Origin of the sequence: Chelativorans salis, assembly GCF_025336525.1 — a bacterium.
In the GTDB taxonomy this organism is placed as follows: domain Bacteria; phylum Pseudomonadota; class Alphaproteobacteria; order Rhizobiales; family Rhizobiaceae; genus Chelativorans; species Chelativorans salis.
Map to the genome: position 1 here is coordinate 44,546 of NZ_JAOCZP010000001.1, position 25,076 is coordinate 69,621.

General features: G+C 63.8%; 25 protein-coding genes and 1 tRNA gene. 12 read left to right on the forward strand and 14 right to left on the reverse strand.

Translation table 11 applies throughout. The features are described 5' to 3' along the window. Positions 1-13: 13 nt before the first annotated feature. Both N5A92_RS00240 and N5A92_RS00245 read right to left on the reverse strand, forming a co-directional pair. A complete protein-coding gene (locus tag N5A92_RS00240) occupies positions 14-580 on the reverse strand; it encodes an NUDIX hydrolase (RefSeq protein ID WP_260899799.1) in 567 nt (188 codons plus the stop codon). Between the two features lie 72 nt (positions 581-652). Then, positions 653-1,660, reverse strand: a complete 1,008-nt coding sequence (locus N5A92_RS00245) for an asparaginase (protein ID WP_260899800.1) — start codon at positions 1,658-1,660, stop codon at positions 653-655. A gap of 70 nt (positions 1,661-1,730) precedes the next feature. Between N5A92_RS00245 and N5A92_RS00250 the strand changes: the two genes are divergently transcribed. Next, on the forward strand, positions 1,731-2,573 hold the full coding sequence (locus N5A92_RS00250; RefSeq protein WP_260899801.1) for a DUF3750 domain-containing protein: 843 nt from the start codon (positions 1,731-1,733) through the stop codon (positions 2,571-2,573). Here the strand turns inward: N5A92_RS00250 and N5A92_RS00255 are convergent. Continuing rightward, positions 2,480-3,223 (reverse strand): SDR family NAD(P)-dependent oxidoreductase, encoded by a 744-nt coding sequence (locus tag N5A92_RS00255; protein WP_260899802.1) that lies wholly within the window; start codon positions 3,221-3,223, stop codon positions 2,480-2,482. The two genes, N5A92_RS00250 and N5A92_RS00255, sit on opposite strands and share 94 nt — an antisense overlap. Positions 3,224-3,644: 421 nt before the next feature. Here N5A92_RS00255 and betI point away from each other — a divergent pair, with 421 nt between their 5' ends. From betI to N5A92_RS00285, 6 genes are all read left to right on the forward strand, one after another. Next, entirely contained in the window at positions 3,645-4,232 is a 588-nt protein-coding gene (gene betI / locus N5A92_RS00260; RefSeq protein ID WP_260899803.1) for a transcriptional regulator BetI, read from the forward strand. Then, a complete protein-coding gene (gene betA / locus N5A92_RS00265) occupies positions 4,225-5,877 on the forward strand; it encodes a choline dehydrogenase (protein ID WP_260899804.1) in 1,653 nt (550 codons plus the stop codon). The genes betI and betA overlap by 8 nt, the downstream gene beginning before the upstream one ends. Positions 5,878-5,894: 17 nt before the next feature. Next, a complete protein-coding gene (gene betB, locus N5A92_RS00270) occupies positions 5,895-7,358 on the forward strand; it encodes a betaine-aldehyde dehydrogenase (protein WP_260899805.1) in 1,464 nt (487 codons plus the stop codon). Between the two features lie 59 nt (positions 7,359-7,417). Further along, positions 7,418-7,494, forward strand: a tRNA-Pro gene (locus N5A92_RS00275). A gap of 66 nt (positions 7,495-7,560) precedes the next feature. Then, on the forward strand, positions 7,561-7,770 hold the full coding sequence (locus tag N5A92_RS00280; protein ID WP_260899806.1) for a glycine zipper 2TM domain-containing protein: 210 nt from the start codon (positions 7,561-7,563) through the stop codon (positions 7,768-7,770). Positions 7,771-7,893: 123 nt separating this feature from the next. After that, positions 7,894-8,253: a hypothetical protein gene (locus N5A92_RS00285; protein ID WP_260899807.1), complete on the forward strand. Its 360-nt coding sequence runs from the start codon at positions 7,894-7,896 to the stop codon at positions 8,251-8,253. 33 nt (positions 8,254-8,286) lie between these two features. Here N5A92_RS00285 and N5A92_RS00290 read toward each other — a convergent pair whose 3' ends face one another. The 5 genes from N5A92_RS00290 to N5A92_RS00310 form a co-directional block, all read right to left on the reverse strand. Further along, the gene (locus tag N5A92_RS00290; protein ID WP_260899808.1) at positions 8,287-9,405 is read right to left on the reverse strand and encodes a glycoside hydrolase family 88/105 protein; all 1,119 of its coding nucleotides are present in this window, start codon (positions 9,403-9,405) and stop codon (positions 8,287-8,289) included. A gap of 190 nt (positions 9,406-9,595) precedes the next feature. Further along, positions 9,596-10,861 (reverse strand): ABC transporter substrate-binding protein, encoded by a 1,266-nt coding sequence (locus N5A92_RS00295; protein WP_260899809.1) that lies wholly within the window; start codon positions 10,859-10,861, stop codon positions 9,596-9,598. A gap of 26 nt (positions 10,862-10,887) precedes the next feature. After that, complete coding sequence (locus N5A92_RS00300; protein ID WP_260899810.1) at positions 10,888-12,012, reverse strand: ABC transporter ATP-binding protein; 1,125 nt, start codon at positions 12,010-12,012, stop codon at positions 10,888-10,890. A gap of 3 nt (positions 12,013-12,015) precedes the next feature. Then, positions 12,016-12,849, reverse strand: a complete 834-nt coding sequence (locus tag N5A92_RS00305) for a carbohydrate ABC transporter permease (RefSeq protein ID WP_425248531.1) — start codon at positions 12,847-12,849, stop codon at positions 12,016-12,018. A gap of 74 nt (positions 12,850-12,923) precedes the next feature. Continuing rightward, entirely contained in the window at positions 12,924-13,808 is an 885-nt protein-coding gene (locus N5A92_RS00310) for a carbohydrate ABC transporter permease (RefSeq protein ID WP_260899812.1), read from the reverse strand. Between the two features lie 240 nt (positions 13,809-14,048). Here N5A92_RS00310 and N5A92_RS00315 point away from each other — a divergent pair, with 240 nt between their 5' ends. Continuing rightward, positions 14,049-14,969: an AraC family transcriptional regulator gene (locus N5A92_RS00315; RefSeq protein WP_260899813.1), complete on the forward strand. Its 921-nt coding sequence runs from the start codon at positions 14,049-14,051 to the stop codon at positions 14,967-14,969. Positions 14,970-15,071: 102 nt separating this feature from the next. Here the strand turns inward: N5A92_RS00315 and kduD are convergent, their stop codons facing one another. The 5 genes from kduD to N5A92_RS00345 all read right to left on the reverse strand — a co-directional run bounded on the left by kduD (position 15,072) and on the right by N5A92_RS00345 (position 19,616). Beyond that, positions 15,072-15,821 carry a 2-dehydro-3-deoxy-D-gluconate 5-dehydrogenase KduD gene (gene kduD, locus N5A92_RS00320; RefSeq protein ID WP_260899814.1) on the reverse strand — a complete coding sequence of 250 codons (750 nt, stop codon included), beginning with the start codon at positions 15,819-15,821 and terminating at the stop codon, positions 15,072-15,074. A 108-nt stretch (positions 15,822-15,929) separates the two neighbouring features. Then, positions 15,930-16,727, reverse strand: coding sequence for an NAD-dependent epimerase/dehydratase family protein (locus N5A92_RS00330; protein WP_260899815.1), 798 nt, complete (start codon positions 16,725-16,727; stop codon positions 15,930-15,932). Positions 16,728-16,753: 26 nt separating this feature from the next. Next, positions 16,754-18,031: a TRAP transporter large permease gene (locus tag N5A92_RS00335; RefSeq protein WP_260899816.1), complete on the reverse strand. Its 1,278-nt coding sequence runs from the start codon at positions 18,029-18,031 to the stop codon at positions 16,754-16,756. Between the two features lie 16 nt (positions 18,032-18,047). Further along, positions 18,048-18,569 (reverse strand): TRAP transporter small permease, encoded by a 522-nt coding sequence (locus N5A92_RS00340; protein WP_260899817.1) that lies wholly within the window; start codon positions 18,567-18,569, stop codon positions 18,048-18,050. A 60-nt stretch (positions 18,570-18,629) separates the two neighbouring features. Then, the gene (locus N5A92_RS00345) at positions 18,630-19,616 is read right to left on the reverse strand and encodes a TRAP transporter substrate-binding protein (protein WP_260899818.1); all 987 of its coding nucleotides are present in this window, start codon (positions 19,614-19,616) and stop codon (positions 18,630-18,632) included. Between the two features lie 158 nt (positions 19,617-19,774). On the opposite strand from N5A92_RS00345, the gene N5A92_RS00350 reads away from it, so the two are divergent. From N5A92_RS00350 to N5A92_RS00365, 4 genes are all read left to right on the forward strand, one after another. Beyond that, a complete protein-coding gene (locus N5A92_RS00350) occupies positions 19,775-20,530 on the forward strand; it encodes a FadR/GntR family transcriptional regulator (RefSeq protein ID WP_260899819.1) in 756 nt (251 codons plus the stop codon). Between the two features lie 160 nt (positions 20,531-20,690). Beyond that, positions 20,691-21,596 carry a 5-dehydro-4-deoxyglucarate dehydratase gene (gene kdgD / locus N5A92_RS00355; RefSeq protein ID WP_260899820.1) on the forward strand — a complete coding sequence of 302 codons (906 nt, stop codon included), beginning with the start codon at positions 20,691-20,693 and terminating at the stop codon, positions 21,594-21,596. Further along, positions 21,593-22,729 carry a mandelate racemase/muconate lactonizing enzyme family protein gene (locus N5A92_RS00360; protein WP_260899821.1) on the forward strand — a complete coding sequence of 379 codons (1,137 nt, stop codon included), beginning with the start codon at positions 21,593-21,595 and terminating at the stop codon, positions 22,727-22,729. Before kdgD ends, N5A92_RS00360 begins: the two co-directional genes overlap by 4 nt. Before the next feature lies 1 nt (position 22,730). Continuing rightward, positions 22,731-23,582, forward strand: coding sequence for an amidohydrolase family protein (locus N5A92_RS00365; protein WP_313958370.1), 852 nt, complete (start codon positions 22,731-22,733; stop codon positions 23,580-23,582). Between the two features lie 188 nt (positions 23,583-23,770). On the opposite strand, the gene N5A92_RS00370 is transcribed toward N5A92_RS00365, so the two are convergent. Next, positions 23,771-25,072: an amylo-alpha-1,6-glucosidase gene (locus N5A92_RS00370; RefSeq protein WP_260899822.1), complete on the reverse strand. Its 1,302-nt coding sequence runs from the start codon at positions 25,070-25,072 to the stop codon at positions 23,771-23,773. Positions 25,073-25,076 lie beyond the last annotated feature (4 nt).

Genomic DNA, 25,076 nt, shown 5'->3' on the forward strand with positions numbered 1-25,076 from the left:
TCATGAGCGTTGTTTACGTCACCCTCTCAAGACGCGCTGCTGCGTTCGGCGCGATATCGCGCAAGGCGGATACGGGCTTCCATATGGCGGCATGGACCTCCTCGCGCTGCGCTTTCAACGGCAGATGCGGGTCGGCCGTGAAAAGGTACTGCAGGTCGTGGTGGAGATGCGTCGCCTCGCCGCGCGCGGCCTTGCCCGGCACCTCGTGGCTGTCGATGTTGAACGGCAGGTCCTCGCCCCGGTGCCATTCATGCAGGGTGAGGCCGGCGACGCCGGTCTCCTCCACCGCCTCGCGCGCCGCAGACTGGTGAAAGCATTCCGCCGGCTCGTAATGTCCGCCCGGCTGGAGCCAACGGCCGAGAGCGATGTGGTCGATCAGAAGAGCCTGTTCATGGTCGGGCGAGATGACGAAGGCGCTGGTGGTCACGTGCCCCGGCATGGTGGCGCGGTCGTAGAGCGCATGGCGCTCGGCAATCTGCCAGCGCAGCACGGCGAGATGCTCGTGCGGTGCAGCGACCTCAGCGCGATAGCGGGAGACGAGTGTTTCGAGGCGTGCGAGAAAATCGAAGGTAGCGGCCATGCCGCTTCATAGCCGATTCCCGCCCTCGCCGACGAGACTGGCTCTGGAGGAGGTGCCTCCTCCCGCGAAAGTTCACCCCGCCAACGCTCCCGCCGGCCTGAGGCTGCCAACCTCGATGCCGCGCCAGTTCTTCAGCGCCGGCTGCGCCATCGCCGCAAGGGCGGTGCGCAACGGGTCGTCCTCAGGCAGGAGGTCGCGCAGCACCGCGGCGACCATCACTTCGGCGGCGCGCCCGGCGCCGTCGTCGCATTTGAGTGCAATGCCGAGGCCAAGCTCGAGGATAGCCGCACAGAAGACGCCCTCCGCACCTCCCTTGGTGAACAGACGCCCCCCGCCTGCTTCCATCATCACCGTGTCGGCACGGCCCGTGCCGGCAACGTAGAAGGGCTCGGCCGTGCAGGCGGCGAAGATGCGCCGTGCCGCGGCGGCGCGTGCGCTGGAAAGGCCGGTGCCGGACGCCATCCGGGCGAAGCCGTGGGCGAGGTTCTTCAGCGGCACGGCATAGGTGGGGATGGAGCAACCATCCGTGCCGCAGGCGTCGACGCTGTGAGCAGCGCCGGTCACCGTTTCCAGTGCCTCGCGCACCATCTCCTGAAACGCGTGGCCATGGCCGATATAGCCATGGTGGTCGATGCCATTATGCACGCACGTGCACAGGAAGCCGGCATGCTTGCCGGAGCAATTGTTGTGGAGTTGCGTCGGCACGGCCCCGGAACGGGCGAGCGCAACCGTGGTCTCATGGTTTGTCGGCCAGTGGGCGCCGCACTCAAGGGCAGGCTCGTCTAGACCAGCCCTGGCGAGCATCGCCTGCACCAGCTCGACATGCGCCCACTCCCCGGCATGGGAAGCCGAGGCGAGAGCGATTTCGCGGTTGCCGAAGTGATAGGCATCGGCGGTTCCGCTCTCGACAAGCGGCAGGGCCTGTATCGCCTTCACTGCCGAGCGGGGGAAGACCGGCCGCTCCACGTCGCCGATGGCGACAACTTGCCCGCCGTCGGCGTCGACCACCGCCACCGCGCCGCGATGCCTGCTTTCCACCACGCCGCCGCGTAGCGCCTCGACCAGAACCGGATTTGCCATGCTCTTACCAACATTGCCGGGATCAATAACTTCCGCATCATCGGCAGTTTGGGGTTAAAGAGCGGGCGCCGTGCGGAAAATCAAGCATATTGTCTTCTTTATTTTTGTTGCCTTCCTTCTGCCTGCCGGCCTTTTCGCCGGCTGGTGGATCCTCGAGGAACGGCCATCTTCCTGGGGTGCCGCCGATTGGAGCGCGACCGGCCTGCTGCCGCCGGCTTCGGTAAGCGAGGAGGCGGCCATCTACGTCCTCGCCGCCCGCACCGGCGGCATGAAGGGCGCGCTTTCCCTCCACACCTGGATCGTGCTCAAGCCGGAAGGCAGCGCCTACGAGCGCTACGAAAAGGTCGGCTGGGGCACGCCGGTGCGCCGGAACGCCTACGCGGCGGACGGACGCTGGTACTCCAACATGCCCTATGTGGTGAAGGCGCTCCACGGTGCGGAGGCCGCGCGGCTGATACACGCGGTACGCGCGGCCATCGATAGCTATCCCTATTCCCACAGAGGTGACTACGTTATCTGGCCCGGTCCCAACTCCAACTCCTTCGTCGCCCATGTGGCGAGCCAAGTGCCCGAACTGGGCGTCTCGATACCGCCCAACGCCATCGGCCGCGACTACAGGCGGGGCCTGGTCGTCTTCGAGCACGATGCGGACTGGACGGACTACCGCCTCTTTCTTGGCGGCTATGCCGGGCTGGCGCTCGGGCGGGATACGGGTCTGGAGCTTAATCTTCTGGGCCTCGTCGCCGGCTTCGACCTCCTGCGGCCGGCGATAAAGCTCCCTGGCTTCGGCCGCATAGACCTCTGGGATACCGCCTCGGCTCAATCCTCGCGCGGCAGTCCGGCGACCGAGAACCCTCCATCCACCACCAATGTGTGGCCGGTGATGAAGCCTGCCTCCGGCGAAAGCAGATAAGCCACCGCTGCCGCAATGTCGCGCGGCTCGGCGGCGCGGCGCTGCGGCGTGGCCTCCAGCCAGGCGCGGCGGCGCTCCATGTCCTCGTCGAAGGCGGCGGTGGAGGTTTCGACAAGGCCCACCGCCACGCAGTTGACGCGCACGCCGCGGTCAGCGAGTTCCATCGCCATCACCTCGCTCATCAGCTTCACGCCTGCTTTCGAGGCGCCATAGGCGGCATGGCCGCCATTGGCGCGCAGACCGCTGACAGAGGTGAGATTGACGATCGAAAGTCCCTCGCCCATGCGCGCGAGTGCCGCCTGGGCGGCAATGAAGGCACCCGCCAGGTTGATGTCGAGGACTTGACGGAAAAGTTCCGCGCTCGTCTCCTCGAACGGCGCCTCGCGCCTGATGCCGGCGCAATTGACGAGGGCGGCGAAAAGCCCCTGCGCGCCTACCGCCGCGTCAAAGGCATCGGCGACCTCATCCTCGTCCGTGACGTCGGCGGCAAGGAAGATCGCCTCCTCTCCAGCCAAAAGATCCTCCGCCTCGGCCAGTGCCGCGCGGTCGCTGTCGACCACCGCGACGTACCAGCCATCATCCAGAAGGCGCTCGGCTACGGCAAGCCCCACGCCTGAAGCGCCACCGGTGATGATGGCCGCCGGGTTCATCCTCTCCGCGTCCCGGCGATGCCCCTTCCTGAAGCTGCCGCCATCCTCGTCTCCTTGCCCGACGCATTGATAGCATATCGCAACGGCGCGGTCGCGGGGGATATCTTGTGCGCCAACGCTGCCCACTCCCCTCCCCCTTGCGGGGAGGCTATCGCATGTGGACGGAGTTTCGTTCGACTTTGCCGGCCCCCCACCCTCAATCCCTCCCCAACGCGGAGGGAAGCCGAGCCGGCACGCCATCGTTCCCCCCTTGAGGGAAGGGGTTAGGGGTGGGGGTCAAACAGACAGAACAAAAGTCGCGTGCGATCGCCCAAACCCCTTATGGGAAGGGGTGGCTACCTCGCAGCCTGCATCGCGCAGGAGGGCTTTTCTGTTAAATTTTTTCTTGATTGATGAATCAATTAAAAATAATCTGCCCTTCATGCCCAAGATCGGAATGGAACCCCTGCGCCGGCGGGCGCTCATCGACGCCGCCATCCGCGCCATCGGCGAGCGCGGCTCGCTCGACGTCACCATGTCGGAGATCGCCGGCCGTGCCGGCGTCTCGGCCGCCCTTGCGCACCACTATTTCGGCGCCAAGGAAGATCTGCTCTTCGCCACCATGCGCCACATCCTGGCCGAGCTCGGTCGCGACCTGCGTGATGCCGTGGCGGAATGTGCCGGCCTTGCCCGTGTACGCGCAATCATCGCCGTGAATTTTTCGCAAAAGCAGTTCCGGCCGGAGATCATCGCCGCCTGGCTCGCCTTCTATGTGGAAGCGCAGCGTACGCCGGCGCTCAGGCGCCTCCTGCGCGTCTATGCGCGGCGGCTCCATTCCAACCTGGTCTTCGCGCTGGAGCCGCTTCTGCCGCGCACGGAAGCCGAGCGCACGGCCGAAGGCATCGCAGCCCTTATCGACGGGCTCTACATCCGCCGCGCGCTGAAGGACGGTCCGCCGGACGCGGCCTCCGCCGTCGCGCTGGTGGAGGACTATGTCACGCTGAGGCTTGGAGGGCGACACGATGCTTGAGGCCGACTACGTCATCGTCGGCGCGGGCTCTGCCGGCTCCGCGCTCGCCTACCGCCTGTCGGAGGGTGGCAAATACTCGGTGATCGTCATCGAGCTTGGCGGCAGCGATTTCGGCCCCTTTATCCAGATGCCAGCCGCCCTCTCCTTCCCCATGAACATGGCCCGCTACGACTGGGGCTTCAGCACCGAGCCCGAGCCCCACTTGGGCGGCCGCCGGCTCGCCACCCCGCGCGGGAAAGTGGTCGGCGGCTCCTCCTCCATCAACGGCATGGTCTATGTGCGCGGGCATGCGCGCGACTTCGACCACTGGGCCGAAGCCGGTGCCAACGGCTGGGCTTTCGCGGACGTGCTGCCCTATTTCAAGCGCATGGAGAACACGAAGGACGGCGAGGACGGCTGGCGCGGCACCGACGGACCGCTGCACGTACAGCGCGGCCCGCGGCTCAATCCGCTCTACCAGACCTTCGTCGAAGCGGGCCGCGAAGCGGGCTTCGAATTGACCGAAGATTATAACGGCGCCAAGCAGGAAGGTTTCGGACCGATGGAGCAGACCATCCATCGGGGCCGCCGCTGGTCCGCCGCCAATGCCTATCTGAAGCCTGCGCTCAAGCGGCAAAACATGAGTCTCGTCAGAGGTTTCGCGCGGCGCATTGTGATAGAGAATCAACGCGCAGTCGGCGTGGAGATCGAAGCTGAGAAAGTGATTCAAGTTGTTAAAGCACAACTTGAAGTTGTCATTACCGCCTCAGCAATCAACTCGCCGAAACTGCTCAAGCTATCGGGCATAGGCCCGGCCGAGGAACTCACCCGCAACGGCATCAACGTAGTGGCCGACCGGCCGGGCGTGGGTCAGAACCTGCAGGACCATCTGGAACTCTATATCCAGCAGGAGTGCGTCAAGCCGATTACGCTCTACTCCAAGCTCGGTCTCTTCTCAAAGGCGCTGATCGGCGCCGAATGGCTGCTCTTCAAGACTGGGCTCGGCGCCTCCAATCATTTTGAGGCGGCGGCCTTCGTGCGCTCGCGCCCCGGTTACGACTATCCCGACATCCAATACCACTTCCTGCCGGCCGCGATCCGCTATGACGGCAAGGCGGCGGCCGAGGTGCACGGTTTCCAGGCCCATGTCGGCCCAATGCGCTCGAAGTCGCGCGGTACGGTCACGCTCTCCTCCCCCGACCCCTGGCAGGCGCCGAAGATCCGGTTCAATTACATGGCGCACGAGGACGACTGGGCCGACTTCCGCCACTGCATCCGGCTGACGCGCGAAATCTTCTCCCAGGATGCCTTCGCGCCTTATCGCGGGCGCGAGATCGCGCCGGGCGAGCACGTCACCTCCGATGAGGCTCTGGACGATTTCATCCGCGAGCACGTGGAAAGCGCCTACCACCCCTGCGGCACCTGCCGCATGGGCGACAAGGACGATCCCATGAGTGTCGTCGATCCGGAGCTGAAGGTGATCGGCGTGGAGGGTCTCAGGGTTGCCGATTCCTCCATCTTCCCGCGGATCACCAACGGCAATCTCAATGCACCCTCGATCATGGTGGGCGAGAAGGCCGCTGACCACATTCTCGGCAAGCCCCTCCTGCCGCCGTCGAACCAACAGCCGTGGATCAATCCGCGCTGGCAGGTTTCCGACCGCTAACCCCTTTGGAGAAGAACATGCGCGCCCAACCCAAGGCCTCGCACTATATCAACGGCGATTTCGCCGAGGATACGCAAGGCGCAGGCCTCGACGTCATTTATCCCGCCACAGCCGAGAGGATCGCCCAGCTGCATCTGGCGACGCCCAATGTCGTCGAGCTGGCGGTGGAGTCGGCACGCGCCGCCCAGGCGTCCTGGGCGCGAGTGAAACCCATGGAGCGCGGGCGGATCCTGAGAAAGGCCGCCGACATCCTGCGCACCCGCAACGAAGAGCTGGCGCGGCTCGAGACGCTGGATACCGGCAAGGCCATCCAGGAAACGCTGGTAGCCGACCCGGCTTCTGCCGCGGATGCCCTGGAGTTCTTCGGCTGCGCCATCGCCGCCCACAACGGCGATCACATCGAGCTCGGCGGCCCCTTCGGCTATACGCGGCGCGAGCCGCTCGGCGTGTGCGTGGGCATCGGCGCCTGGAACTATCCTATCCAGATCGCCGCCTGGAAGGCCGCCCCCGCGCTCGCCACCGGCAATGCAATGGTCTTCAAGCCGTCGGAAAACACCCCGCTTTCCGCCCTAGCGCTCGCCGAAATCCTTACCGAGGCCGGCCTTCCCGGCGGGCTCTTCAACGTCGTGCAGGGTGCGGGCGAAGTGGGTGCGCAGTTGGTCGGCCACCCGGCGGTGGCCAAAGTCTCGCTCACCGGCTCCGTCGCCACCGGCAAAAAGGTGATGGCGCTTGCGAGCAGCCAGATGAAACACGGCACGATGGAGCTCGGCGGCAAGTCGCCCATCGTCATCTTCGATGACGCGGATCTGGAAAACGCCGTCGGCGGCGCCATGCTCGGCAATTTCTATTCCACCGGCCAGATCTGCTCAAACGGCACCCGCGTCTTCCTGCAGAAAGGCATCTATGACCGCTTCCTCGACCGCCTGAGCGAACGCACGCGCGCCATCCGGCTCGGAGACCCGCTCGACCCCGATACACACCTGGGCCCGCTCGTCTCCGCCGAGCAGCGCGAGCGTGTCCTGTCCTACATCACGCTCGGACAGGAGGAAGGCGCGCATCTGCACCTGGGCGGCGGCGCCCCCAGCCTGCAGGGCTTCGAGAAGGGCTTTTTCGTCGAGCCCACCATCTTCACCGAGGTACGCGATGATATGCGCATCGCCCGTGAAGAGATCTTTGGACCGGTTATGTGCGTCCTCTCCTTCGATACGGAGGAGGAGGCCATTGCGCGGGCCAACGACACGGAGTTCGGGCTGGCCGCAGGCGTCTTCACGCGCGACATGGCGCGCGCCCACCGCGTGGTCGGCCAGCTGCAGGCCGGGAGCTGCTGGATCAATGCCTACAACCTGACGCCGGTGGAGCTTCCCTTCGGCGGTTTCAAGAGTTCCGGCATCGGTCGCGAGAACGCCCTTGCAGCGCTCGACCACTATTCCCAGATCAAGGCGGTCTATGTTGAAACCGGAAATGTCGAAAGCCCTTACTGAGGGCACGGTTTCAGCTTGCGGAGGGGCGGCATGCCCGTTATAAGCCCGCCGTCGGGTCACGGAGTGTAGCGCAGTCTGGTAGCGCACCTCGTTCGGGACGAGGGGGTCGCAGGTTCGAATCCTGCCACTCCGACCACTTCATTAATTTTTTACCCGAATCTCCCATTCATGCGCTTTCCCATGAATTTATGTGTGATGGATTATGACTAAGAAGCTTGCAACTTTCTGTCTCTTGGGCGGCTTGCTTGCCGCTACTGCCGGTTGTTCGACGACTGACAAGACGATCACCGGCGCAGCCGCCGGCGGCATCGGCGGCGCAGTGGCCGGTAATGCGATCGGCGGAAGCGGAGGCGCCTTGATCGGCGGCATCGGCGGCGCGGTCGCCGGCGGCATGATCGGCCGCAACCTCTGACGAATTTCCGTCGGATTCCTTCGCTAGTCCGTCGCTGACGGCCGATTAGCTGCAGTCATTATAGAATCGCGTTTGGGGCAATCCGGACGCGTTTTTTTATTATTTTTTCAAAGGATCATTTCCATGCTTATTTTTGCATCATTTGCTATATCTGTAATTTACGCCTCTTATTCCATTTATGAGTTTTACGACTTAATGCCATATGATATAATGTTCAATATATTATTATTTGCAGTTAATTTTGCACCAATATTCCTACTTTCTGTTTCTTCAATATTTTCAGATCTTGACGGAAAAATTGCCGCGATTATAGGGCAGGGTATCGTAATTTTAATTGCATTTCAGGGATATCAGCATGCAGGCGACATCGAAATCCATACAGCGATTGCCAGCACTCTGGCGGATAACATTAATCTTCTTCTCAACTTTTTCTTTCAATATCTCATTGCCATTTCCACCGCCATCATCGCAGTGAAGAAATGATCTTGCTCTGTCGACTTTGCGGGCCGGAGACCATCAGGCGTGGGAACGCAAAGGGCGCATGACCTCCGGCATGGCAGTACCGCGGATCGCTTCCGCCTTGGCCATCATCAGGGGCCCCACCCCCTTGGGGTCGTCGGCCACCACTGGCTCTGTTAGATAGTAGCCGGCGGTGCCGTCGCGGTAGACGCCGGAATAGCCGCCGAGGCCGGCTACGCGGCAGATACCGCCGAGGCGGACAACGCCGTCCTCGGATCTTTCCAGCGCCCGCTGTGTCAGCGCCAGAAGGCTTTCCCGGCCGAGCGCGGCAGCACCGTCGTGCAGCCCCAGCCTGCCGGCCTTGATGAGGGCGTATGTCAGCATGGCCGTGGCGGAGGTCTCCGCGTAGTTGCCGACAAGGTCGGGCCGGTCGATCACCTGCAGCCACATCGCCTCGGCGGTGCGGAAGGCGGCGATGCGCTCAAGCAGCGCGGCAGCCTCCTCGGCAATGCCCATCTCGCCGGCGTGCTCCGGCCCGATCAGCTCGATGATATCGACCAGCGCCATGGCGAGCCAACCCAGGGCGCGCGCCCAGTGGGCGGGCGAGCGGCCGGTGCGCGGGTCGGCCCACTGCTGCTTGCGGCTTTCATCATAGCCATGGGCATAGAGACCCGTCCTCGCCTCGTGGGTAAGCGAGAGCGCGACCTGCAACTGGAAAAGCGCATCGTAGATAAGGGTCTCGTCGCCCGTCATACGGGCGAACTCAATCTGGAAGGGCAGTCCCATGTAGAGTCCATCAAGCCAGATCTGCCAAGGATAGATCTTCTTATGCCAATAGACGCCCGACTCGGTTCGCGGATGTCCGCCAAGCTGCCGGGCGAGGAGCCTGGCGGCGGCGGCGTACTTCTCCTCGCCGCTTAGGCCGTAGAGATAGATTAGCGCCCTGCCGGAGAGCACGTGATCGATGTTGAATTCGTCGACGGAATAGCCCGCCAGTCCTCCCTCGGGTGAAACCTGCGCATCCACCAGGCGCGCTAGGTGCGCGAGCCACCGCTCCTCGCCCGTCGCAGCGTGCAGAAGGGCGAGCCCACGATAGACGCAGCCGTCTTCGTAGCACCAGGCGCCGCCCTTGTAAGGCGAGTAGGCCGCGGCATAAGTGTCGAAATATGCCATCATGCCGCGGCCACTCCCCCCGCCCTCCCCGGATGCTCCAAGCTCTCCCCGCACCTCGCCGAGGCGCGGCAAGGCACACCGAAAGGAGGAAAAACGGGCGCAGGGAGAACGGGATGGTCCGGGGTCATCGGTGCCATTCGAAAAAGAATTTCGGTAGGGAGCGGCGGCGGAAAACCCGCCGCCGCGGTGATCATCAGAACTTGGCCAGAACGCCGTTTACGCCGTCGACGATCTCAGTCGCGGCATCGGCTGCGGAGATATTGCCGTAAGCGAACTCCTCCAGCGCATCTTTGAATATCTCGCGCACCTCGGGGTGCTCGTTGAAAGGAGAGACTGTCGGACCCTCGGCCTCGATGACGAGCTTGTGCGCTTCCAGCAGCCGCGGGTTGATGGCGCCGCCTTCGGCGAGCGTCTCGGCCGCGATCCGGCTTGCCGGTATGCCGCGTGTATCGCCAAGCGCTTCGATGCCCTCGGACTCGTTCAAAAGGCAGTTGACGATCTGGGCGGCAGCCTCCGGGTTCTCGCTGTTCTTGGAGATGGAGAAGAGCATGGACGGCTTCCGGTACACACCCTCCGTCACGGCATCCTCCACCGTCAGGAGCCCCACGGGCACGAGCTCGCCGTTCTCGATGGGATCGTTGAACTTCCCATAGGTCGAATCCCATTCATAGGAGCCGGCAATCTTGCCCTCCGACCAGGCGGGCAGCTCGAACAAGTCCACGTTGCCGCCACCCGCAACTGTCTTCCAGTCGCGGATGCCCCCCTTGTCCGCAAGGTTCTGGTTGAACTCGATGCCCTTTTGCAGTTCCTCCGCCGTCCAGGCGACGGTGTTGGTCGCGGGATCGACCAGGTCCTTGCCCGTCATCTGCGTTGTCACCAGCGAGACGTTCAGGATGGCGCCCAGACCGTCATTCCCGCCTTGCGCGTCGAAGGGATAGTAGTCCGGCCCCAGCTTCTCCTTGAAGACGGCGGCGGCCTCTATCAGTTCATCCCACGTGGCGGGCAGCGGAAGACCCGCCTCTTCAAAGGTGGCTTTGTTAAAGAAGAACACGCGGCCCGTCGTGGAGACCGGCAGGCCGTTCAGCTTTCCGTTCACGGTGGCGCTATCAAGCTGAGCCTGCGACCACTGGCTGAGGTCGATGGTGTCGGAATACTCGTTCAGGTCCGCGAAGCCGTCGCCTTCGAGCGAGAAGAGCGGCAGCCAGGGCCAGTTGATCTGCATGATGTCGGCTTCGGTGCCGCCGGCAAGCTGCGTTGCCACCTTCTCCTGATGGCCGGTCCAGCCGGTGAATTCGGGCTTGATCGTGTGGCCGTGCTTCTCGCCGCAGGCTTTCAGGGCCTCCTGCGTCGCCACATGGCGGCTATCGCCGCCCCACCAGGACATGCGCAGGTCCGCCGCCGAAGCGGAACCGGCGCCGACGGCCATGATCACGGCCAATGCTGTCGTTGTCTTTCTCATTTCATCCTCCCAGGTTTCTTGCGGGTTCAGGCATTCGCCGAGAGACTGACGTTCCTCCCCGTCTCTCGGTCGAAGATGTGGACAGCCGTCTTGCGAGGGATAAGCCGGATACGGTCGTCGCGGATATCTTCGGGGTGGTACTGCTCGGAGGGCACAACGACGACGAGACGGATGTCGGCGATGTCGACGTAGAGATAGACCTCGTGGCCCATGAACTCGACATGCGAGACGTGGCCCTCCAAAGCATTCTCCTCGTCGCTTGCCGCAATGCGCAGATGCTGCGGCCTGACGCCGAGAAGCACTTCGCCTCCGGTCACATCAAGGCGGCCGCCGACATCTTCGCCGAAGGTGAGCACCTGATCGGCCAGACGCACCCTAATGCCGCCGTTCACGGCGAGCGTACCCTCCATCAGGTTCATTTCCGGGCTGCCGATGAAGCCGGCCACGAAGGCGTTCTCAGGCCGGTTGTAGAGCGTGACGGGGTCCGCCACCTGCATGATGCAGCCGTCCTTCATCACGCAGATACGGTCACCCATGGTCATGGCCTCGGTCTGGTCGTGGGTGACGTAGACGACCGTCGAGGACTGCCCCTCGCGCTTCAGGCGCTTGTGCAGATCGGTGATGCGCACGCGCATGGAGGCGCGCAGCTTGGCGTCGAGGTTGGACAGAGGCTCGTCGAACAGGAAGACGTCGGGCTTCTTGATAAGCGCCCTTCCCACGGCCACCCGCTGCGCCTGGCCGCCCGAAAGCTGCTTCGGCAACCGGTCGAGCAGCGGATCGATCTCGAGGGTGTTCGCCACCGCCTTGGTGGCATCCTCGATCTCCGGCTTCGGCCGGCGCTTTAATTTCAGGCCGAAGGCCAGATTGCTGCGCACCTTCATGTGCGGGTAGAGCGCGTAGTTCTGGAACACCATTGACACGCCGCGCTGGCCCGGCGCCAGATTGTTGACGATCCTGTCGCCGATGCGGATCTCGCCGCCGGTGATGGTCTCCAGCCCGGCGATCATCCTGAGCGTCGTCGACTTGGCGCAACCGGACGGACCGACCAGCACCATGAACTCGCCGTCATCGACGTCGAGGCTGATGCCGTGTACGGCCTTGAAGGAATTGGCGTAGACCTTTTCGAGGTTCCTGATCTGCAGGCGGGCCATGACTTAACCTTTCACTCCACCGGTGGAGATCCCTTCGATGAAGTACTTCTGGGCCAGGAAGAACACGGTCAGCGCGGGCACCAGCGCCAGCACGGACATCGCCAGGATGCGGTTCCACTGGAACGCTTCGGTGGTGTCGATCGACAGCTTCAGAGCCAGCGAGACGGGATATTTGTCGACCGAGGAGAGATAGATGAGCGGCCCCAGGAAATCGTTCATCGTCCACATGAACTGGAACAGGCACACCGAGATCAGCGCCGGCGCCAGCATGGGCACAACGATATAGATCAGCGTCTGCAGCGTGTTGGCGCCGTCGACGCGGGCCGCCTCCTCCATGTCGCGCGGGATGGCGCGCAGGAACTGGATCAGCATAAAGACGAAGAAGGCATCGCCCGCAAAAGCCGAAGGCACCCACAGCGGCAGGAACGTGTCGAGCCAGCCGAGGTCGCGGAAGAGCAGATATTGCGGAATGCGGGTGACCACGTTGGGCAGGAGCAGCGTGGCGATCAGCGTGGCGAAGAGGATGCGCTTACCCGGAAACTCGAAGCGCGCGAAACCGTAGGCCACCGCCGCGCAGGAGATGGCGGTGCCGATGGTCTTCGGCAGGATGATGAGGAAAGTGTTCCAGAAGAAGGTGGCGAAGGTGTAGGGCGTGGAGGTCTTCCAGCCCTGGATATAGCCGTTCAGCGTCGGCTCCGACGGGATGAAGCCGGGATTGGCGAATATCTCCGTGTTGGTCTTGAAGGAAGCGCCGATCAGCCAGACGAGCGGATAGAGCATGAGGAAGCCCACCCCCGCCAGCAGCGCATAGCGGACAGCCGACGAGATGGCGTGCATGCGGCGGCCTTCGGCCAATGTACGCGCGGATTCGAGCTCGGGGGTGGTGCGGACGGTGATCTGCTCTGCCATCGTCAGCTCCGCTTGTCGCCGGCGTAATAGACCCAGTGCCGCGACGACCAGAAGGCGATCAGCGTCAGCACCATGATGATGGCGAACAGCACCCAGGCAATCGCCGAGGCATAGCCCATGTCGAACTTCTTGAAGGCTTCTTCATAGATGTAGAGGGGCAGAAGGTAGGTCGATTTCAGCGGCCCGCCCTCGGTGATGACATAGGGGCCGTTGAACTCCTGGAAGGCCTGGACCATCTGCATGATGAGGTTGAAGAAGATGACCGGCGTGATCAGCGGCAGGGTGATGTAGACGAAGGTGTGCCACTTGCCGGCGCCGTCGATCGCGGCGGCCTCGTAGAGCGTCTTATCGATGCTCTGGAGGGCCGCCAGGAAGATCACCATCGCCGAACCGAACTGCCACAGGCGCAAAAGCGTGATGGTGAAGAGGGCATTGCTCGGATCGCCGAACCAGTTCACCGGCTCGCCGCCGAAGGCGGTGATCGCCATGTTCACCAGCCCGGAATCGGCGAAGATGTAGCGCCACAGCACCGCCACCGCGATCGATCCGCCGAGGATCGACGGCACATAATAGGCGGTACGGAAGAAGTTGATGAATTTCAGACGGTAGTTCAGGATGTAGGCGATGAAGAGCGCGAAGACGAGCTTCAGCGGCACCGTCATGAACACGTAGAGAAGTGTCACCGAGAGCGACTTGCGGAAGGTCCTGTCGCGGGTGAAGAGCTGGGTATAGTTATCCAGCCCCGACCACTGCGGCGACCGCATCAGGTTATAGTCGGTGAAGCTCAGATAGAAGGACGCGACGAAGGGGATTGCCGTGAAGATCAGGAGCCCGGCGACATAAGGAGCGACGTAGGCCAGGCCGAGATACCTGCTGTCGCCGCCCATCAGCGCATCCCGCCAATCGGGGTCCGACCGGAATGGGTCGCGGCGACGCTTCTTCTATCTGCGAAATCATGCATGTCGATAGCACGCGACGATGCCGTCATCCGGGGTCGGTAGGCCGAACCCCGTCCTCGACGCCGTCGATTCCTCCCAGAATGACGTATTTTTCGCGCTTGCCGCGATGATTGAAGCCAGTATCCTGCTGTGGAAGCCGGTTTGAAATTGACAAATCTGGAAAAAAGGATGGACAAAATCGAAGGCGGTGTGCTGGCGGGCATCCCGGAGAACGCTCTTAAGCTCACCCTGACCCGCTCGGCCATCAAGATGCAGCACTCGCGCACCTGGCGCGTGGACAAGTCGAACAGCGTCCACGACCTTGTCATCTGCCTCACCGGCAGCGGCAGCTACATGGTCGACGACAGCGCCTATACGCTGACGCCCGGCGATGCGATGCTGATCCCGGCAGGCAGCCGCTTCGTCGGCTGGCACGCTTCAGGCGAAGCCTATACGGGCGTCGCCCAGCACTTCACGCTCGACCTCTTCGGCAAGCACGACCTCATCGCACAGATGCGCATCGACCGGGCAGTGCGTTTCTCGCGCTGGCCGCTGCTCGAACCGGTGGTGCGCTACTACCACGACATCGCGCCGGCATCCTCGACGACGCTTCTCCAGCATCACCTCTTCATGTTCATCCTCATCGAGTTCCTGGAGGATGCCTTCATCGCCTGGAACGCGCAGCCCGTCAGCGCCGTGGGAAACGCCGATGGCATCTCGCTCGGCATCATGCTGGCGGCAACGCGCATCACAGCCGATCCGCTGGACGAGGACATCGCCGAGCGGGTGGTTGCCGAGGCCCCCTACAATCCGGACTATTTCAAGCGCGAGTTCCGCCGGCAGATCGGCTGGACACCGCGGAAATTCCAGGAGTTCAAGCGCATGGAGCGGGCAATGAACCTGCTTGCCAGCGGCAACACGGTGAGTGAGACGGCCGCCCTCGTCGGCTATTCCGACGTCTACTACTTCTCACGTATGTTCAAACGCCACATCGGCACCAGCCCCGCCGGTTACAAGCTCGCCGTGAAGGAGGGCCAGGACGGCAAGTTCCCTCGCGGGGAGGAGGACGGACAGGTCATCTATCCGCTGGTGGAGAGGGTGGAGGCGTAGAGCGCGCTACCTATAGCGAAGCGTATTCATGACCGCCCGTCACCTCGGACAGCTTCCGCTACCGCTCCGGCTTCCGGAATGACGCGGGTGCCGCTCTTCATCTCACCGCGCCAGCCACCCTCCATCCACCGGCAGCACAGCGCCATGCACATAGGCCGCCGCGTCCGATGCCAAGAACACCGCCGCGCCGCCGATGTCTGAGGGCTCGCCCCAGCGCCCGGCCGGTATGCGTTCCACGATCGCCTCGTATCGTTCCTTGTCTTCGCGCAGGGCCTTGGTGTTGGAGGTTGCGATGTAGCCTGGCGCGATGGCGTTGACGTTGATCCCCTTGGCCGCCCATTCACAGGCGAGAAGCCGCGTGAGGCCGACGATGCCGTGCTTGGAGGCGGTGTAGGAGGCGACGCGGATGCCGCCCTGGAAAGAGAGCACCGAGGCAACGTTGACGATGCGCCCGCCCGTCCCGTGCGCGAGGGCGGCCCGCCCGAAGGCCTGCGACAGGAGGAAGGCGGACTTGAGGTTGACGTCGATCACCTCGTCCCAGTCGGCTTCCGCGAAATCCACCGCATCGGCACGGCGGATGATGCCGGCATTGTTGACGAGGATGTCGAGCCCCTGCCCTGCCACCTCCTCGACGGTCCGTGCGGCCGCCTTCGGATCGGCAAGATCGAGCGCCAACGGTTCGGCGCTGCCGCCGGCCGAATGAATGCGCTCTACGGTTTCGTCCATGGCGGACCGGCCGGCGCAGACCACGTGTGCGCCCGCCCAGGCGAGCGCCTCGGCGATCCCCTGGCCGATGCCCGTATTGGCGCCTGTCACCAGGGCGCGGCGGCCCGAAAGGTCGAACGGCTTCATCGCATGCCTCCGATCTCCACGTCCTTGTAGTCGACATTATCGCCGGCCATGCCCCGTATGAAGGTGTAGGAGGCCGTGCCGGCGCCGGAATGGACCCTCGGCGATCCGCTACTCTTCGCGGATTGGCTCCACCACGAAGAGGCCGCCTTGATAATAGGCCTCCGGCGCGTCCTTGGCCGGCGGCGGCGCCTTGGCGTAGACCTCGTCGCGGTAGACGGCCGAGTTGTCCTTCGGCCGCCAGCCGAGATAGCTGACATGGCTGTTGTCCCACCAGCAATCGTCATTGTCTGAGACGCCGTAGATGACCGGACACCCGAGCCGCGGCACGGCGAAGACCCGCTCGACCAGGGAGACGAAGTCGTCGGGGCTCAGCCACGTGGCCAGCATGCGCCGGTCGACAGGCTTCGGGAAGCACGAGCCGATGCGCACGAGCGCCGTCTCGATGCCGAAGCGATGGTGGTACATCTGCGCCAGCCCCTCGGCGAAGTGCTTGGAAACGCCGTAGAGCGTATCAGGCCGCGGCGGCGCCGTATGGTCGAGGTGCTGGTCCTGGGTGTAAAGCCCGATCACATGGTTGGAACTGGCAAAGAAGATGCGCTTGCAGCCCTTCTTGCGGGCGGCCTCGTAGAGGTGGAAGACGCCGTGGATGTTGGCGTTGGCGATGACCGAGAACTTGTCCTCAACCGACTGGCCGCCCAGATGCACAATGCCGTCGCATCCCTCCACCAGGAGTTCCACGGCCCTGGCATCGCCAAGGTCGCACTGGACGCATTCCTCGTTCGGCCCGGCGGGGCCGATGTCGGCGATGTCGGAAACGCGCAGCGTCTCGGCGAGATGGCCAAGCCTCTGGCGGGCCATCTTGCCCAGCCCGCCGCCGGCACCGGTGAGGAGAAGTCGTTTCAGCATGGGAACTCTCATTGGAACAGATTGGCCTATTGGAGAAGATTGGGCAGTGTCATCGATATGGCCGGAATATACGTCGTCAAAAGCAGCGCGACGAGGATGGCCAGATAGAACGGCCAAATCGTCTTCACCGCGTCCTGTATCTTCACCCCACCGACGACGCAGCCGACGAACAGGCACGCCCCGACCGGCGGGGTGCACAGCCCCAGCCCAAGGTTCATCAGCATGATGATGCCGAACTGCACCGGGTCAACCCCGATGGAGGCAGCCACCGGCAAGAAGATCGGCGTGCAAATGAGTATCAGCGCCGCCATGTCCATGATCATGCCCAGCGCCAAAAGGATGAGGTTGAGCATGAGCAGGATGACGAGCGGGTTATCGGAGACGACGGTAACCGCGCCGGCAAGCAGGTCCGGCACGCGGTAGAGCGCCAGGAGATAGGCGAAAGCGGAGGCACAGCCGACCAGGATCATCACCAGCGAGGTGGTGACAACCGACCTGAGCACCGCCACCTTGAAGTTCTCCCACGTCAGCTCGCGGTAGACCAGCGTCGTCACCGCAATCGCGTAGATGGCGCCGAAAGCGCCTGACTCCGTCACCGTCATGATGCCGGAGAGCACGCCGCCGACGATGATGACGGCGGTGAAGAGGCCGGGAAGCGCGACGACGAAGCTCGTCGCCAGCACCGCCCAGCCCGGGAACGCCTCCCCTCCGTAGCCACGTTTGACGGCCACCAGATAAGCGGCAAGGCCAAGGCACACACACATCAAGATGCCGGGAATGATACCGGCGATGAAGAGCTTGGAGACAGAGACACCGCCTGCCGCCACGGCGAACAGGATCATGTTGTGGCTGGGCGGAATGACGATACCTGCAATGGAGGAAGTGACCGTCACATTCACATTATAATCAGGATCATAGCCCTTTTCCTTCATAACCGGAATCAGGATAGAGCCAAGTGCCGAGGTGTCGGCCACAGCCGAGCCGGAAATGCCCCCGAAGAGCATCGAGGAGGCCACGTTGACGACGCCCAGCCCGCCGCGCACCGAGCCAACGGCCGCCGCGGCGAGACGCACGAGCCTTGTCGCGATGCCCCCCTGCATCATCAGCTCACCGGCAAAGATAAAGAAAGGGATCGCGAGAAGCGAGAAGACCGAGATACCGGAGAGAATGCGCTGGAAGGCCACGAAAAGCGGCAGGCCCTCATAGAGGAAGCCGGCGACGGTGGCGATGCCAAGTGCGAAGGCCACCGGCACGCCGGCGATCATCAGGCCGAAGAAGAGGCCGAAGAGTAGTGCCAGACCCATAGGGGCAGACCTTTTGCTAACGGCCCAATGCGCGAAGGCGGCGGTAGAGGCCAGTGGAGACGAAGAGAACCATCAGAACGCCGCAGACGACGAGCGGCGCGGCACGCCAGCTTTCCGAGAGGCCCAGAAGCGGTATCTTTCGGTTGAGATTCGTGGCGACGAGATGCCATCCCTGCCACGCCATGAAGGCGCCGAAGGCGATGAGCGCCACATCGGAAATTACCTCCATCACCCTGCGCGGCAGCTCCGGCATCGCTTCACGCACGAAGTCGATACTGAGATGCGTGTTGCGGCGGATACCGACCGCCGCCCCGAGAAAGGTCACATAGGCGACGATCACAAGCGCCGCCTGCTCAACCCAGGTGGGAGTATTGTTGAGGATGTAGCGGCCGTAGACCAGCCAGCCGAAGATCACGATGAGGATGACCAGAAGCACGCCGGCCACGCGGAGGCAGAGTTCGGAAGTCGCGTCCAGAAATCGCTCGACCGCATCCGCCTCGCCCGCCGCGTGGCCGGGCTGCCCCTGATCATCCTGCATCACCTGTCTCCGCTGGAGGCCGAAATGTCGGCGCCTGCGGCGCCGACAGCGCTTCTCGACCTATTCGGTTTCCTTGATCGCCTTGATCATCGGCTCAAGGTCGGGGTTCTCCTCGATGAACGCGGCATAGATCGGCTCCATCGCCTTCTGGAAAGCCGCCTTGTCCTCGACCTCGTTGATGGTCACGCCGGCTTCCTCGACCTCACTCCGGCTGGCCATGACCTGCTCGGTGAACAGCTTGCGCTGCGTTTCGGCCGACCTGATTGCCGCCTGGCGGACGATCTCTTGATCCTCCGGCGACAAGGCATCCCAGCTCGACTTGGCGATGCAGACGCATTCGGGAATGATCAAGTGATCGGTGATGGAGTAGTAACGCGCCACCTCGTAGTGACCCGTCGAATCGAACGAGGCGTAATTGTTCTCCGCGCCGTCGATCACCCCCGTCTTCAACGACTGGTAGACCTCACCGAAGGCCATGGGCGTGGCGTTACCGCCAAGCTCACCAACCATTCCGACGTAGAGATCGTTGTTCATGACCCGGATTTTGAGCCCTTTCACGTCCTCCGGATTCGCGATGGGACGCTTGGCATTGTAGAAGCTGCGCGAGCCTGAATCGTACCAGGCCAGCGACACCAAGCCATACTCTTCCATGCCCTCGGAAAACTGGGCTCCGATCTCGCCGTCCATCACGCGGTACATGTGCTGAACGTCCTTGAACAGGAAGGGCAGCGAGACGACGTTGGTGACGGGGATGATCGGCCCCATCGGGCCCAAGTTGAAGTTGCCGAAATCGAGCGCGCCGTTGCGCGTCTGCTCGATCGCATCTGGCTGGTCGCCCAGCACCGCGCTGTCATAGACGGTTGCGGTGACACGGCCGTCCGTCTTCTCCGTCACCTCATCGGCGAACTGCTTCATCGCGACGGTGTTGGGATAGCCTTCCGGATGGATGTTCCAGCCGCGCCAGTCCACCGCGGCGGCGGTGCCGGCGAAAGCTAGTAGAGCGGTGCCGGCCAACGCGGCGGCACGGATTGCAGTCTTGGCGTTCATTGTTTTTCCTCCCAAAAAGGATAGTTGTCATATATCCTTCGATTTTTATAATATGTCTTTCGCCGCCACGTCAACATGGATCAGACAAGCCTCGGCGGCGCGTTGACATGAGCGTGGCCGCATGTGCAATCATGCTGCGGTATGGAAGGGAGCTTGGGATGGCCGATGACGCCCTTAGACATCCGCGCGGGGCGCGGCCGGGGGAGAAGCGCGAGGGCCGCGTCAGCCTTGTCGGCATGGTCAGCGACGACCTGCGCCGCCGCATCGTCGAGGGCGAGCTTGCGATCGGCGACAAGCTGCCGAGCGAAGCGGAGTTGACACAGCAATACTCGGTGAGCCGCACGGTGGTGCGCGAGGCGATCGCCGCACTGCGCTATGACAATATGGTGGAGGCGCGGCAGGGTGCGGGCGTGTTCGTGCGCAACAACCGGCCGGCCGGTGGCTCGCCTTTCCCGCAGCCGGACATGGCGCGGATTTCCTCCATCATCGAGATCCTGGAACTGCGCGCGGCAGTGGAGATGGAAGCGGCCGCCCTTGCCGCCGCCCGTCGCTCGCCGGCACAGGAAGAGGCGATTATGGAGCGCTACGACGATATCGACGCGCTGATTGCCGAGGGCCAGCCGACGCGCAACGCCGACATGGCCTTCCACTTGGCAATTGCCGATGCCACCAACAATCCACGTTTCCGCGAGTTCCTGGAACTGCTGGGCATCAGCGCTATCCCCCGCGCAATGCTGCAGCCGGATGCCGACGCGGCAACGCCGAAGGACTATCTCCTGAAGATTCAGGAAGAGCACAAGCGCATCGCCGAGGCGATCTCCCTGCGCGACGAGGAGGCGGCGCGCCAGGCTGTGCGCGTCCACCTGATCGGGAGCCAGCAGCGCTACCGGGCGCGGCTCAGGCCGGAGGGGTGAAGGCGGCTGGAGGGTGCGCTCTTCGCGCCCGCGCGCCCGTGGAGAAAATTGGCAGCCTCTCCTCCTTCCTTTCCACAATACATCATACATGCATTGACAGATGTATGATAACTCCTATGATCCGGCACTATAGCCTGCAAGAATAGGAAGTCTCAGGATCATGGACCCCCTTCAACTGAAGTCGGCGCTCGGGGCCGGCCTTTTGTCATTTCCCGTCACCGCCTTCGACGCAAACGGCAATTTCAACAAACGGCCCTATCAGGAGCACATTTCGTGGCTCTCCGGCTTCAAGGCGAGCGTGCTGTTCGCCGCCGGCGGCACGGGCGAGTTCTTCTCGCTGGCGCCCGATGAGGTGCCGGCCATCGTCGAGGCGGCCAAGGCGGCTGCGGGCGACACGCCCATCGTTTCAGGCTGCGGCTACGGCACACGCGTGGCCGTTGAGATCGCCAAGGCCGCCGAGGCGGCGGGCGCCGACGGCATCCTGCTTCTGCCGCAGTATCTGACCGAGGCCAGCCAGGAAGGGCTTTACCACCACGTGAAGGCGGTTTGCGAGGCTGTCTCCATCGGCGTCATCGTCTATAACCGCAACAACGCCATCCTCAAGCCCGATGCGCTGGCGCGGCTTTGCGAGGAGTGCCCCAACCTCGTCGGCTTCAAGGACGGCTCGGGCGACATCGGCCTGGTGCGGCAGATCACAGCGAAGATGGGCAACCGGCTGATCTATCTCGGCGGCATGCCGACGGCCGAACTTTTTGCCGAAGCCTATCTCGGCGCCGGCTTCTCCACCTATTCGTCCGCCGTCTTCAACTTCGTGCCGGCGCTGGCGCAGGAGTTCTACGCGGCGTTGCGCGCCGGCAGGCAGGACGTGACGCTGCGCATCCTCAACGAATTCTTCTATCCCTTCATGAAGATCCGCGACCGTGCGCCGGGATATGCCGTCTCGGCCATCAAGGCCGGCGTGCGCATTGTCGGCTTCGACGCAGGCTCCGTACGCCCGCCGCTCACGGACCTGACGGAGGAGGAGGTTGCCATGCTCGAGAAGCTGGTGGCGCCGTATAAATCATGAAGATAACGCAGGTCCACACCCACGTCCTCGAGCATAAGCTCGACCGCGTCTTCGAAAGCGCCTCCATGCGCTTCGACCGGCGGCAGCACTGCCTCGTCGAGATCGTCTGCGACGACGGCACCGTGGGCTGGGGCGAGTGCCTTGGCCCAGCACTCCCCAACGCCTCGGTGGTGAACGCCTATACGGCAGCACTCATCGGCCGCGATCCTCTGGAGACGGAAAAGATCTGGCTGGAACTCTACAACCTCCTGCGCGATCAGGGGCAAAGAGGTCTCACCGTCACCGCGCTTTCGGGCATCGACATCGCGCTCTGGGACATCAAGGGCAAGCATTTCGGCGTGCCCGTTTCCACGCTCCTCGGCGGCCGCTTCCGCGAGAGCGTACGCGCTTACGCCACCGGCTCCTTCCGCACAGAGGGCATGGACCGCGTGGAAAGCGTTGCCGCGGAAGTAGCGGGCTACCGCAAGGAAGGCTTCCACGCCGTCAAGATCAAGATCGGTTTCGGCGTGGAGGAGGACCTTCGCGTCATCCGCGCCGTGCGTGAGGCCATCGGGCCGGACCTGCGGCTGATGATCGACGCCAACCACGGCTACGACGCCCTTGAGGCGGTTCAGCTTGGTAAGCGGGCCGACCAGTATGGCATCGACTGGTTCGAGGAACCGGTGCTGCCCGAACAGCTCAGCGCCTACCGCGCCGTCAGGGCCGGCCAGCCCATCCCCGTCGCCGGCGGCGAGACGTGGCATGGCCGCTATGGCATGCTGGAGCCCATCGAAAGCCGTTGCGTCGACATCATCCAGCCCGACATCTGCGGCACCGGCGGCTTCACGGAGGTGCGCCGCATCGCCGATCTCGCGGCAATCCATGGCGTGCGGCTGGTGCCTCATGTGTGGGGCACGGCGGTGCAGATCGCCGCCAGCCTGCAGTTCATGGCCGCCCTTCCGCCAAACCCGCCGCGGCCTGAACCCATCCAGCCGATCCTGGAGTTCGACCGCACGGAAAACCCGTTCCGCCAGGCGGTGGTGAAGACACCGCTGGAGCACGAAAACGGCGTCGTCCGCATACCCGATGGCCCCGGCCTCGGCATTGAGATCGAGCGCGCCACGCTCAAGGAATTCGCGTTGAAAGAGGGCTGAGGTGATCGAACGTAAGCTTTCGGGCGAAAAGCCCAGAACGCCGATGCCGGCAGGCGCCACCGACACGCAGATGCACATGTATCTGCCGGGCTTCCCCGCGCTTCCCGGCGGGCCGGACCTGCCCGAAGGCCTCCCCGGGCCTGATGACTACCGCAAGGTGATGGAATGGCTTGGCATCGAGCGCGTGGTCATCACCCAGGGCAACGCCCACCAAGCCGACAATTCATGCCTCGTCGCCTGCCTCAAGGAGATGGGCCCGGCCGCGCGTGGCGTTGCCGTCATCACCGGCGAGACGTCGGACGCGGAGATGCAGGCGCTGCATGCGGCCGGCGTGCGCGGGGCGCGCATCATGGATTTGCCGGGCGGCGCGGTCGGCCTGGAGGCGCTGGAAGCCGTCGACAGGCGGGCCAAGACCTTCGGCTGGTGCCTTGCCGTGCAGTTCGACGGCACCCACCTTCTCGAGCATCTGCCGAGGCTCGAACGCCTCGAAAGCCGCTACATCATCGACCATCATGGCAAGTTCTTCTCCGGCGTATCGCCACAGTCGCCCGAGATCGATGCCCTGAAACACCTCGTTGACCGCGGCAATTGCTGGTTCAAGTTCGCCGGCTGCTACGAATCCTCCCGCTCCGGCCCGCCGGACTTCGAGGATATCGCCGCCGTCGCCCGGGAAATGGCGGCATATGCGGTCGAGCGCATCGTCTGGGGCACCAACTGGCCGCACAACCTCGTCAAACGGACGGAGGACTATCCGGACGACGCCGCGCTGCTCGACACGGTGCTCGGCTGGGTGCCGGCAGAGCATCATCGGAAGGTGCTTGTCGACAGCCCGGCGGCGCTGTTTGGGTTCTAAGCGCCCTCCCTCCCCCTTGCGGGGAGGGTGGGCAGCCGCCGTTGGGCGGCTGGTCGGGTGGGGGTCGTGCGGCCGCGTGCCAGCGTCTCCCAGACAGTCATCCATCGCAATTCTTCAAACGCCGGCAGGCGTCACGACCACCCGCCTCGTTTCGCTCGGTACCCTCCCCGCAAGGGGAGGGAAAAGAGCTATGCCCGCGCCAACTCCCGAGCCTCGCCGCCCCTCAAAAATTCCAGCACCATCGCTGCCGTCCAGGTGAACCGGTCACCGCCACAGGGCTCGCCCGTCAACGGGTCGTAATATTCGGCGAAACCGCCTTTTTCGATCAGTTGCAGGCTGGAAGCGCGGATCGTTTCCGCCACCGCGTCCATGCCGGCAGCCGCCAGGCCGTCGGAGATCAGATAGTTGACGATCAGCCACGCAGGGCCCCGCCAGTAACGCTTGGCGTCGAAGCGTGGATCGGCGGGGTCGTGGCTCGGCACGACATAGCAGCAGCGCTCGGCCATCTCCGTGATACGCGCGCCTATGGCGCCGGCGCGTGCCTCGGAAACAGCGGCGAAGACGGCAATCAGCCCACCCACCGATGGGCTGTCGATAAGGCTTTCGGTCGTCCGGTCCAGGCACAGATACTGGCCATGCCTCTCGCTCCACAGCCTCTCCAGTGCCTTGAGCCCTTTCTTGGCGCGCGCACGGTTGGCGCTGGCGACCTTCTTTGCCCCCAGTTCTTCCGCAAGTGCGGCGAGATCGGCGCAGGAGCGGATGAGGATGGCATTGAAGCCCGGATCGACGACGCGGAACGGCGACAGGTCGTGCAGCACCTCGTTGTCCCATTCATGGCGGCGGAAGTGCTCAAGCAGCCAGAGGTAGCGGTCATACTGCTCCTTGGTCGGCCGGTGGGCGGGGTCGGCATGGTCGACGTCGCGCCGCCGGTAGGGGGCGATGCCTTCGCTCGGCACCCGCTGAAACGGCTCATCCCAGTCGATCGCATTGTCGCGGCCCGACTCCCAGGGGTGGATAATCGCCACCAGCCCCTCCCCTCGCGGGTCGCGCGCGGAATACAGGAATGCATGCCAGCGGTCGATCTTCTGCACCAGTGAGCGGACGCGCGCCGCGCTCGCCGCCTTGTCCTTCGACCGCTCGAAGATGCGCCGCGCGGCGAAGCCCGCCACCGCCGGTTGGGTGATGCCGGAGGTGGGCACCGAGCGGCCCGTCTGCCAGACATCGGGGCCGGGAAAATAGCCGTCATCGTCTTGGTGGAAGATGATATGCGGCACCATGCCGTCCGGCCATTGATGGGCAAACAGTGTCTCCATCTCGCGCCAGGCACGGTCCTCGTCAAATGCGGCGAAGCCGAGCGCGGTCAGGCAGGAGTCCCAGTTCCACTGGAAAGGATAAAGGCCCTTGGTGGGCACCGTATAGGCGCCGCGGTCGTTCTCACGCAGGATCTGTGATGCCCGCCGGGCGAGGCTGGCACGATCTTCTCGGTTCATGGAA